General features: G+C 73.3%; 6 protein-coding genes and 1 pseudogene. 5 read left to right on the top strand and 2 right to left on the bottom strand.

Going from position 1 to position 8,795, the window contains the following annotated elements:
* Positions 1-548: 548 nt before the first annotated feature.
* On the bottom strand, positions 549-1,199 hold the full coding sequence (locus ACFV6I_RS01720) for a response regulator (RefSeq protein ID WP_380423243.1): 651 nt from the start codon (positions 1,197-1,199) through the stop codon (positions 549-551).
* Positions 1,200-1,299: 100 nt separating this feature from the next.
* The gene (locus ACFV6I_RS01715; protein ID WP_380423242.1) at positions 1,300-2,559 is read right to left on the bottom strand and encodes a sensor histidine kinase; all 1,260 of its coding nucleotides are present in this window, start codon (positions 2,557-2,559) and stop codon (positions 1,300-1,302) included.
* Between the two features lie 314 nt (positions 2,560-2,873).
* On the opposite strand from ACFV6I_RS01715, the gene ACFV6I_RS01710 reads away from it, so the two are divergent.
* From ACFV6I_RS01710 to thrC, 5 genes and pseudogenes are all read left to right on the top strand, one after another.
* A complete protein-coding gene (locus tag ACFV6I_RS01710; protein WP_363368367.1) occupies positions 2,874-3,431 on the top strand; it encodes a heme-binding protein in 558 nt (185 codons plus the stop codon).
* A gap of 66 nt (positions 3,432-3,497) precedes the next feature.
* Positions 3,498-4,679: pseudogene (locus tag ACFV6I_RS01705) on the top strand (arginine--tRNA ligase); the annotation flags it as partial.
* 85 nt (positions 4,680-4,764) lie between these two features.
* Positions 4,765-6,156 (top strand): diaminopimelate decarboxylase, encoded by a 1,392-nt coding sequence (gene lysA / locus ACFV6I_RS01700; RefSeq protein ID WP_380423241.1) that lies wholly within the window; start codon positions 4,765-4,767, stop codon positions 6,154-6,156.
* A gap of 138 nt (positions 6,157-6,294) precedes the next feature.
* Complete coding sequence (locus tag ACFV6I_RS01695; RefSeq protein ID WP_063347817.1) at positions 6,295-7,587, top strand: homoserine dehydrogenase; 1,293 nt, start codon at positions 6,295-6,297, stop codon at positions 7,585-7,587.
* Positions 7,588-7,596: 9 nt separating this feature from the next.
* Entirely contained in the window at positions 7,597-8,694 is a 1,098-nt protein-coding gene (gene thrC, locus ACFV6I_RS01690) for a threonine synthase (RefSeq protein ID WP_063347816.1), read from the top strand.
* Positions 8,695-8,795: the final 101 nt, after the last annotated feature.

Here is an 8,795-nt window from a genome sequence, read left to right as displayed (position 1 = left end):
GGACGGCGTGGGAGGGGGTGGGGGGCCGCGCACGCGGGGGGGGCGGGGAGCGAGCCCCCCCGCCCGCCCCCCCCACCGCCTCGTCGCGCGGCTTCGCGCTGCCGCTCCCCCCGACTCCCCGGCAGCCCCGCCGTTCCCCCCTGGCAGCACCCTCCGGCGAGAGCGGTCCGCACAGGCCCCGGCGAGCCCCCACCCCCGGGGACGTCGTTGGTATCACGTTAACAAACCGCGTGGTTGGTTTGTCAATAGCGAGATCCACGAAAAATCCACAAACGTGATGGTCGGTCCGGAAGGTTTCGCCAGGCGCTGGACCAGCGGATTGAGGCCCGACAAGGCGCCCGGTGGCCCTTCGACGGGCGCGCGGCGGGCGCCGGTACGGGCGGCGGGCCGGGCGTGGGCCGTGCTGGAATCCGACATTCCGAGCATCATGGCAGCACGCAGTGACACCACGCGAGCGCTGAGCGCAGCGGATGCGTCCGGCGGTGCCCCGGCGGGCTGATGCGGAGTGAGTTCGCCGACGGGCCGGGCCCGGCGTACGTGAGCGCCCGTCAGCGCAGCAGTCGACGCTCCTTGGCCACGGCCACCGCGCCGGCCCGGGTGTCCACCCCCAACTTGTCGTAGATCCGGCCGAGATGGGTCTTCACGGTGGCCTCGCTGATGAACAGCGCCCGGGCGATCTCCCGGTTGCCCAGCCCCTGCCCCAGCTGCGCGAGGATGTCCTGCTCGCGCTCGGTGAGCTGCGGTGCGGGCGCCCGCAGCTGTGCCATCACCCGGGAGGCGACCGGCGGCGAGAGCACCGTGCGGCCCCGGGCGGCGGCGTGCACGGCGGCGAACAACTCCTCCGGCCGCTCGGCCTTCAGCAGGTAGCCGGTGGCGCCCGCGGCGATCGCCCGGGTGATGTCGGCGTCGGTGTCGTAGGTGGTGAGCACGAGCACGTGCGGGCCGCCCGGGGTGGCGGTGATCCGGCGGGTGGCCTCCACCCCGTCGATGCCGTCGCCGAGTTGGAGGTCCATCAGCACCACCTGCGGCGCCAGCCTGGCGGCCAGCGCGACCGCCTCCTCCCCGGTGCTCGCCTCGCCGACCACTGCGATGTCGCCCGCGCTGGCGAGCAGTGCCAGCAGGCCGGCCCGGACCACCGCGTGGTCGTCGCAGACCAGCAGCCGGACGGGGGCGTCGGTGGGGGAGCCGGTGGTGCTCATGCGGCCACCCCGCCGAGCCCATTGCGGCAGGAGCACCAGGAGCACCAGGAGCGCCCGTCGCACCCCGCGCGCCGGTCGGGGGCGGGTCCGGTTCGTTCGCTCATCGGTGCTCCAGGGGGATCGCGGCGGAGACGACGGTGCCCTCGCCGGGGGTGCTCTCCACGGTCAGGGTGCCACCGAACTGCCGTAGCCGGGCGCGCATCGCGGGCAGCCCGTACCCGCGGCCGTCGGCCGCCCCGACCGCGCCAGGGTCGAAGCCCTGCCCGTCGTCGGCGACGTCCAGGACGGCCTGGTCGCCCAGGTAGGACAGGGTGATCGCCGCGGCCGACGCTCCGGCGTGCTCCCGGACGTTGGCCAGCGCGCCCTGGGCGATCCGCAGCAGCGCGGACTGCGCGGCGGCGGGCAGCGGGACGGGCGTGCCGTCCAGGTGGAAGCGGACCGGCAGACCGCTCTCGGCGGCCTCCCGCCCGGCGAGCGCGCGCAGCGCCTGGTCGAGCGGACGGCCGTCGGCGAGTTCGGCCGGCGCGAGGTCGTGGACGAAGCGGCGGGCCTCGGCCAGGTTGCGGGCCGCCACCTCGGCGGCGGTCCGGACGTGGGCGCGGGCGGTCGTCGGCTCGGTGTCCCAGGTGCGCTCGGCGGCCTGCAACAGCATCTGCTGGCTGGACAGCCCCTGGGCCAGGGTGTCGTGGATCTCCATGGCCAGCCGCTCGCGCTCCGCGTGGGTGCCCTGCCGCCGTTCGGTGGCGGCGAGTTCGCGCCGGGTGCGGACCAGGTCGGTGATCAGGGCGCGCTGCCGGGCGTCCTGCCGGTCCATGAACAGGAACACGCCGGTGGCGAGCGCGGTTACCGCGAACGGCAGCAGGACGAGGGTGGCGTCCGCCCCGCCGGCCAGCCGGAGTTCGGCGATCACCACCAGCAGCGTCAGGGCCGCCACCAGCGGGATCGCCGCCCGGGCGGGGAGCGTGCGCAGCGCGGTGTAGATCAGCGGGACGGCGCACCAGGCGAAGCTCGGCGCGAGCAGCACCAGCACCACCCAGAGCGCGACCACCAGCGCCAGCGGCCACCGGCGCCGACGCGGAACCCGTCTGTCGGGCGAAGCGTCAGCCCCGGGCGCGGGCACTGGTGACAGTGGAGGTGGCGGGTGGCGGTGCGCGAGCCAGGAGCCGGCCGGCTGGGCGAGGGCGAGGGCGATGCTCAGCCCGATCACCCAGGGGATCCGGGGGTTGCCGGGGTGGTGGGTGAGGTAGCGGCTGAGCGAGGCGGCGAGCAGCAGCAGGAAGGCGGAGTCGAGCAGTACCGCCAGGCGGCCCGCGTCCGGGTCGCCGGCGTCGTGACCGGCGGCGGGGCGGGGCTGCTGCACGGGTGGCTCCTGGCTGGACGGGCGGTCGGCACCTGGCAGGCGATCGGCAACGGGGCGGGCACCGGCCGCCTCGACGGTGCGCCTGGTGCGCCCGGCGCACCGACCTGCACCGATCCCTCGATGGTGGCCCGGCCGGCCCGGTCCCGCATCAGCCGATCGGTTGACGGGGTTGTCCTCCATCATGCCCGCGCGGTCGCGCCGGAGCGTCGATGTGGCGGGCCCCGCCCCGGCCGGAGGATCGAGGTGGAGCCGGGCGGACCCCCTGCCGCCCGGCGGCCCCGATCCCGTTCGCCGATCCGCTGAGGAGCTGGACCATGAAGAAGATCTCCGTGCGCACCCGGGTGCTGACCGGCACCCTCGCCGCCGCCGCGCTCGCCGCCACCGTGGGCGCCGTCTCGGCCAGCGCCGAGACCTCCGAGACCCCGGCCGCGCCGGCCGCGGTGAAGGTCGACACCCAGAACAAGAACCTCGCCCAGAGCACCGGTCTGACCCTCGACGCCGCGACCCGCGCCGCCCAGGCGACCCTGGACGCGGCGGCCAAGGCCGGCCAGCACGTCTCGGTCGCGGTCGTGGACCGGGACGGCGTCACCCGGGTGCTGCTCAAGGGCGACGGCGCCGGCCCGCAGTCCCCGGAGTCGGCGCAGCGCAAGGCGTTCACGGCGGTCTCCTGGAACGCGCCGACCTCGGAGCTGACCAAGCGACTGGCCCAGGCCCCGACCCTCAAGGACATCCCGGGCACGCTGTTCCTGGCCGGCGGCGCCCCGGTGCAGTCCAAGGGCGCCCCGGTCGCGGCGATCGGTGTCGCGGGCGCGCCGAGCGGCGACCTGGACGAGCAGTTCGCGCAGGCGGGTGTCGCCGCACTGGCGAAGTGACCCCCTGGCCGGGGGGGCCCGCCCCCCCCGCGGGGGGGGGGCGCCGCCCCCCCCGGCGCCGACGTCACCACCGAGTACTACCTGAACGACGCCGGCGTGCAGATCTCCAAGTTCGCCGGCTCGCTGAAGGCCGCCGCGAACGGTCAGCCCGTCCCCGCCGACGGCTACGTGGGCGAGTACATCGGCGACATCGCCAAGGCCATCACCGACGGCGTCCCGGGCGTGCTCGACCTGCCCGACGCCGAGCAGCTGGAGGCCTTCCGCACCGAGGGCCTCAAGCTCATGGTGGCCGAGATCCAGCGCTCGATGCAGGAGTTCGGCACCCACTTCGACGTCTGGTTCTCGGAGAAGTCGCTGCACGACTCCGGCGCGGTCGAGAAGGCCATGGACCGGCTGCGCGAGCAGGGCCACGTCTTCGAGCAGGACGGCGCGGTCTTCCTGCGCACCACCGACTTCGGCGACGACAAGGACCGCGTCCTGGTCAAGGCCGACGGCGAGACCACCTACTTCGCCGCCGACGCCGCGTACTACCTGTCGAAGCGGGACCGCGGTGCCGAGGTCTCCGTCTACATGCTGGGCGCCGACCACCACGGCTACGTCAACCGGCTGAAGGCCATCGTGGCCTGCGCGGGCGACGACATGGACCGCAACATCGAGGTCAAGATCGGCCAGTTCGTGAAGATGCTTCGCGACGGCGAAGAGGTCCGCATGTCCAAGCGGGCCGGCAACATCATCACGATCGACGACGTGATCGAGTGGATCGGCGTGGACGCCGCCCGCTACACCCTGACGCGGTCCCCCACGGACTCCACCATCACGCTCGACATCAACGTGCTGACCAGCCAGTCCAACGAGAACCCGGTCTACTACGTCCAGTACGCGCACACCCGGATGTGCGGCGTGGCCCGCAAGGCCGCGCAGCTCGGCGTCGACAAGGGCGCGGCGGAGGATTTCAAGCCCGAGCTGCTCGCCACCGTGTGGGAGAACGACATCCTCGGTGCCCTCGGCGAGTTCCCGCGGATCCTGGCCACGGCCGGCGAGCTGCGCGAGCCGCACCGGGTCGCCCGCTACCTGGAGGACCTGGCGGGCAAGTACCACCGCCTGTACGAGAACTGCATGTTCCTGCCCAAGGGCGACGAGGAGCTCACGGACACGCACCGCGCCCGGCTCTGGCTGGTCGAGGCCACGCGAACGGTGATGGCCAACGGCCTGACGCTCCTGGGCGTCACGGCGCCCGAGCGGATGTAGGCACCACCCCCAAGTGCGCAGCGGGGGCGGCTGACGGTCAACGGAGACCGTCGCCGCCCCTCGCCATAGGTCAAGGAAGCAGGACATGTCTCGCTCCGCACACCCCGCAGGCCCCCGTCACGGTGACGTGCTGCCCGAGGGCCACTACTCCGCCCCGCCGGCCGACCTGAACGCGCTCGACCCCAAGGTCTGGTCGTGCACCGTCGCCCGCGACGCCGAGGGCGTGGCCACCGTCGGCGGGATCGACGTCAAGTCCCTGGCGGCCGAGTTCGGCACGCCGGCCTACGTGCTCGACGAGGACGACTTCCGGGCCCGGGCGCGGGCCTGGCGCGACGCCTTCGGCACCGAGGCGGACGTCTTCTACGCCGGCAAGGCGTTCCTCTCCAAGGCGATCGTGCGCTGGCTGCACGAGGAGGGCCTGAACCTCGACGTGTGCAGCTCCGGCGAGCTGACGGTGGCGCTGGCCGCCGGGATGCCGCCGCAGCGGATCGCGCTGCACGGCAACAACAAGACGGCGGACGAGCTCGAACACGCGGTGAAGACCGGCGTCGGGCGCATCGTGGTCGACTCCTACGAGGAGATCGAGCGGCTGGCCGCCATCACGGCCCGCCAGGGCGTCCGCCAGCAGGTGCTGATCCGGATCACCGTCGGTGTCGAGGCGCACACCCACGAGTTCATCGCCACGGCGCACGAGGACCAGAAGTTCGGGCTGTCACTGGGCAACGGATCGGCGGCCGAGGCGGTGCGCCGGGTGCTCGGGCACGAGGGCCTGGAGCTGCGCGGCATCCACTCGCACATCGGCTCGCAGATCTTCGACACCGCCGGCTTCGAGGTGGCCGCCCGCCGGGTGGTCGGCCTGCTGGCCGAGATCCGCGACGAGCACGGCGTCGAGCTGCCCGAGATCGACCTGGGCGGCGGCCTGGGCATCGCGTACACCAGCGAGGACGACCCGCGCGAGCCGGCCGAGATCGCGGCCGCGCTGGCCGACATCGTGCGCCGCGAGTGCGCCGCCGCGAACCTGGACACCCCCCGGCTGAGCGTGGAGCCGGGCCGGGCGATCGTCGGCCCGACGGCGTTCACGCTGTACGAGGTCGGCACCGTCAAGCCGCTGGAGGGCCTGCGCACCTACGTCAGCGTGGACGGCGGGATGTCCGACAACATCCGGACCGCGCTGTACGACGCCGAGTACTCGGTGGCCCTGGTGTCGCGCCGCAGCGACGCCGAGCCGATGCTGGTGCGGGTGGTCGGCAAGCACTGCGAGTCCGGCGACATCGTGGTCCGGGACGCCTTCCTGCCGGCCGACCTGGCCCCGGGCGACCTGGTCGCGGTGCCTGCCACCGGTGCGTACTGCCGCTCGATGGCGAGCAATTACAACCACGCCCTGAAGCCTCCCGTGCTGGCCGTCAAGGACGGTGCCGCGCGGGTGATCGTCCGGCGCGAGACGGAGGAGGATCTCCTCCGTCTCGATATCGGATGACGAAATCCTTGTCTCAGATCATGGAACGACCGTAGATCCGTGCGGGAAGTCCCCGAGACTGGTACGGACCGAAGTTCCCGGCGGCCCCCAGAATCCCGCCGGAATTACCGAAGCACGAAGAATGCAGAGCGGAGTCGGATGATGCGTACGCGCCCGCTGAAGGTGGCGTTGCTGGGTTGTGGTGTGGTGGGCTCCGAGGTGGCGCGCATCATGACGACGACGGCCGACGACCTCGCCGCGCGCATCGGTGCCCCGGTCGAGCTCGCCGGGATCGCGGTCCGCCGGGCCGGCCGGGTGCGTCCGGGCGTGCCCGAGCACCTGATCACCACCGACGCCGAGGCCCTGGTCAACCGGGGCGACATCGACGTGGTGGTCGAGGTCGTCGGCGGCATCGAGCCGTCCAAACACCTCATCCTGTCGGCGTTCGAGCGGGGCGCCTCGGTGGTCAGCGCCAACAAGGCGCTGCTCGCCAAGGACGGCACCGAGCTGCACGCCGCGGCCGCCGGGGCCGGGGTGGACCTGTACTACGAGGCCGCGGTGGCGGGCGCGATCCCGCTGCTGCGCCCGCTGCGCGAGTCCCTCGCGGGGGACAAGGTCAACCGGGTGCTGGGCATCGTCAACGGCACCACCAACTTCATCCTCGACAAGATGGACACCTCCGGCGCCGGCTACTCGGAGGCGCTGGAGGAGGCCACCGCGCTGGGCTACGCCGAGGCCGACCCGACGGCCGACGTCGAGGGCTTCGACGCCGCCGCCAAGGCCGCGATCCTGGCCGGCATCGCCTTCCACACCAAGGTCACCGCGGCGGACGTCTACCGCGAGGGCATCACCGAGGTGACCGCCGCCGACATCGCCTCCGCCAAGGAGATGGGCTGCGTGGTCAAGCTGCTCGCGATCTGCGAGCGGGCGGCGGACGGCGAGTCCGTCACCGCGCGGGTCCACCCGGCGATGATCCCGCTGTCGCACCCGCTGGCCTCCGTCCGCGAGGCGTACAACGCGGTGTTCGTCGAGGCCGAGGCGGCCGGCCGGCTGATGTTCTACGGCCCGGGCGCGGGCGGCTCGCCGACCGCCTCCGCGGTGCTCGGCGACCTGGTCGCGGTCTGTCGCAACAAGCTGGCCGGCGCCACCGGTCCCGGTGACTCGGTGTACACGCAGCTGCCCGCCAAGCCGATGGACGAGGTGGTCACCCGCTACCACGTCAGCCTGGACGTGGACGACCGTGCGGGTGTCCTCGCCCAGGTCGCGTCCGTCTTCGCGGAGCACGGCGTCTCCATCGACACCGTGCGCCAGCAGGGCCGCGACGGCGACGCCTCGCTCGTCGTGGTCACTCACCGTGCCACCGACGCCGCGCTGTCGGCGACGGTCGACAAGCTCCGCGCGCTGGACAGCGTGCGGGACGTGGCCAGCATCATGCGGGTCGAAGGGGAGTAAGGAACAGCCATGAACGCCGTTGCCGAGAACGTCGTCCGAGGCGCGCACACCCACCAGTGGCGCGGCCTGATCGAGGAGTACCGGGACCGCCTGCCGGTCACCGCGGCCACCCCGGTGGTCACCCTGCTGGAGGGCGGCACGCCGCTGGTCCCCGCCCAGGTGCTGTCCGAGCGCACCGGCTGCGAGGTCTACCTCAAGGTCGAGGGCGCCAACCCGACGGGCTCCTTCAAGGACCGCGGGATGACGATGGCCATCTCCAAGGCCAAGGAGGAGGGCGCGCAGGCCGTCATCTGCGCCTCCACCGGCAACACCTCGGCCTCCGCCGCCGCGTACGCGGTGCGGGCCGGGATGGTCTGCGCGGTGCTCGTCCCGCAGGGCAAGATCGCCCTCGGCAAGATGGGCCAGGCGCTGGTGCACGGCGCCAAGATCCTCCAGGTGGACGGGAACTTCGACGACTGCCTCACCCTCGCGCGTGAACTGTCCGAGAAGTACCCGGTGGCGCTGGTCAACTCGGTGAACCCGGTGCGGATCGAGGGCCAGAAGACCGCGGCCTTCGAGATCGTCGACATGCTCGGCGACGCCCCGGACATCCACGTCCTGCCGGTCGGCAACGCGGGCAACATCACCGCGTACTGGAAGGGCTACCGCGAGTACTCCGCCGACGGCCTGGCCACGCGCACCCCGCGGATGTGGGGCTTCCAGGCCTCCGGCTCGGCCCCGATCGTGGACGGCGCGCCGGTGCTCAAGCCGCAGACCATCGCCACCGCGATCCGGATCGGCAACCCCGCCTCCTGGGACTTCGCGCTCGCCGCGCGGGACGAGTCGGGCGGCCTCATCGACAAGGTGACGGATCGTCAGATCCTTTCCGCCTACCGGCTGTTGGCCGCGCAGGAGGGCGTCTTCGTGGAGCCCGCCTCGGCCGCCTCGGTGGCCGGCCTGCTGGCCAAGGCGGAGGCCGGCCTGGTCGACCCGGGCCAGCGCATCGTCTGCACCGTGACCGGCAACGGCCTCAAGGACCCGGACTGGGCGGTGGCCGGCGCACCGCAGCCGCAGATCGTCCCGATCGACCCGGAGGCGGCGGCGCAGCGCCTGGGCCTGCTGGACTGACCTGCCGTCGGGCCCGGCGGGCGCCCCCCGCCGCGCCCCCCGGGCCCCCCGGCGGCGCGGCCGCCCGCCCGGGCGCACCCCGCTGATCGACTTGTAGACCA

This window comes from Kitasatospora sp. NPDC059803, from assembly GCF_042732255.1.
Classification (GTDB): domain Bacteria; phylum Actinomycetota; class Actinomycetes; order Streptomycetales; family Streptomycetaceae; genus Kitasatospora.
Note: the sequence above shows the minus strand (reverse complement) of the source record. Positions and strands in the feature narration are given on the sequence as shown.

Coding starts and splice junctions, on each gene's coding strand:
- ACFV6I_RS01720 (WP_380423243.1), bottom strand. CDS start 1,199: ATGAGCACCACCGGCTCCCCCACCGACGCCCCCGTCCGGCTGCTGGTC.
- ACFV6I_RS01710 (WP_363368367.1), top strand. CDS start 2,874: ATGAAGAAGATCTCCGTGCGCACCCGGGTGCTGACCGGCACCCTCGCC.
- lysA (WP_380423241.1), top strand. CDS start 4,765: ATGTCTCGCTCCGCACACCCCGCAGGCCCCCGTCACGGTGACGTGCTG.
- ACFV6I_RS01695 (WP_063347817.1), top strand. CDS start 6,295: ATGATGCGTACGCGCCCGCTGAAGGTGGCGTTGCTGGGTTGTGGTGTG.
- thrC (WP_063347816.1), top strand. CDS start 7,597: ATGAACGCCGTTGCCGAGAACGTCGTCCGAGGCGCGCACACCCACCAG.